The sequence below is a fragment of the Pseudomonas syringae pv. cilantro genome (genome assembly GCF_001293775.1).
In the GTDB taxonomy this organism is placed as follows: Bacteria; Pseudomonadota; Gammaproteobacteria; order Pseudomonadales; family Pseudomonadaceae; genus Aquipseudomonas; species Aquipseudomonas syringae_P.
This window is the reverse complement of record NZ_LGLN01000050.1, coordinates 3665-5440: the sequence shown is the minus strand read 5'-3', so window position 1 is coordinate 5440 and position 1776 is coordinate 3665. Positions and strand designations below refer to the sequence as shown.

The following is a 1776-nucleotide window of genomic DNA, read 5'->3' as shown; positions in this document are numbered from 1 at the left end:
TAAAGGATTCTCAAGACATGTACCGCTGACGTTGTCAGCAACATGCCCGAGGTAGTCTGGATTTCATGACTACGATGCGTTCCACGCATTAATCCAACCCCTAGTTCGCAAAGCATTCGGAAGCGCGAACGGTTGATCAGATGTCTGATTGATGGATGCACATTGATTCTCACACCCATCGGGACCTTTCCCGTAGGGTAGGTCTCGCGCTCAGCAGGAGACCTTCATGAAAAGCAGTATTGCGCTGTACCAAGCATTGATTTCGATTGATGTCGAGGAAACCCGCGCCGCTGCAGTTGTCGATGCCTTGGAGTCTGACATGCAAACGCAGCTCGCCACCAAAGCCGATCTCGACAAACTTGAACTCAAACTTTCAATTCGTATGGCACTCATGCTGACTGCTGCTGTAGGCATTATGCTTACCGCGTTCAGATTCATGCATTGATTGTCGTAAAATTTCGCTCTACCACCCATGCGGGGAATACCTTCCCCCCTGGGCGAAGTGTATCTCCGCTTTGAATACTCAAAACTGGAGAAACACCATGAGCAACTCTACTAACGAAACCAAATACTTCGACCTGCATACCACTGGTATCGGCTATCTCAACCGCATTCGTGAAGTGAAACCCCGTAAAGGGAATCCTTTCATGGCTGTCACAGTTGCCGCCCTTAAAGGCTGCACTACTTCGGCTGAGTATGCCTTCATCGATTGCAACGTGGTTGGTGCTGAAGCTGAGAAGCTGATTCGCCGTTCCCAGGAAGCAGTCGTTGCCGGCAAGAAAGTTCTTGTTTCTTTCCGCATCGGTGATATCTGGGCTGATACTTTTACCTACGGCAGTGGCGATAAGCAAGGCCAAACAGGTGTCAGCCTTAAAGGCCGTCTCTTGTACCTTGCTTGGATCAAAGTTGAAGGTGAATACGTCTATCAGGCTCCGCTGAAAGAAGAGGCTCCCGCCTCCTCCGAAAGCACTGCTTCGGAAACATCTCCAGTTGGTCAAGCTGAGGCGTCTGCCCCAGCAGAATCAACTGAAATAGATACTCCAGCTGCTGTTACTCCTCCTAAAGCCAGTCCGGCTAAACCGGCTCGCGCTGCACGAGGACAGAAACAAGCTGCTTGAAAGCACTTTCACTCCCTCAAGGCGCCCTCTAGGCGCCTTTTCTTTTCTTTACAACGCAGGTAACGATTTCATGAAACTCGCCATCGCTACACTCGTGTTTACAGTGCTCAGCATCTTTTTTCTCGAATATGGACAGTAGCTTCCCTCACAGTTATTGACTCAAATAGGCGCAGGCGGATTGATCGCCGGTTTTGTTTCATTGATGGCTACCGCGATCACTTCCTGACGCAACGCCTCACTACTTCTTTTATCTGAGGACCTTCATCCTCAGGGACTGGGGACTCATAACATTGGAGCCCCAAAATGCCCCATAACCCTAATCGTATTGGGCTCTCAGGCATTGGTACAGCTTAGGTCAAACGCCTGATCTCTGATGTTTAACTGAAAAGATTTTTCAACTAAACGTTCTCATGAACGAAAACCAACCTGACCGGGTAATTCACCTCCCGGTCGGGCCAGGTGGTTACCCACACCTGGAGAACTACTATGTCCATCACCGTAAACCATCTGCCGTCAACTTTGCTGAAGCTGCCTGTTGTGCTGACTCCTTCCGCGTGGAAAGAATCTGTTCATATGGAAGCACCATCACATATTGCAGAGGTCGGTACTCGGTTAGGCGAAGTCGTACTCGAAGCGTATCGCGAGCTGCATCTTCAGC

2 protein-coding genes are annotated in these 1776 nt (G+C 49.8%); both read left to right on the top strand.

Annotation, left to right across the window (positions count from 1 at the left end):
- Window positions 1-226 precede the first annotated feature (226 nt).
- Window positions 227-445, top strand: coding sequence for a hypothetical protein (locus ABJ99_RS28710; RefSeq protein ID WP_010216390.1), 219 nt, complete (start codon window positions 227-229; stop codon window positions 443-445).
- A 97-nt stretch (window positions 446-542) separates the two neighbouring features.
- Window positions 543-1118, top strand: a complete 576-nt coding sequence (locus ABJ99_RS13625) for an STY4534 family ICE replication protein (RefSeq protein WP_007247384.1) — start codon at window positions 543-545, stop codon at window positions 1116-1118.
- Window positions 1119-1776: the final 658 nt, after the last annotated feature.

What these genes read in the sequence shown, in the direction of transcription:
- ABJ99_RS13625 (WP_007247384.1), top strand. Translation starts at nt 543, where the DNA reads ATGAGCAACTCTACTAACGAAACCAAATACTTCGACCTGCATACCACT.
- ABJ99_RS28710 (WP_010216390.1), top strand. Translation starts at nt 227, where the DNA reads ATGAAAAGCAGTATTGCGCTGTACCAAGCATTGATTTCGATTGATGTC.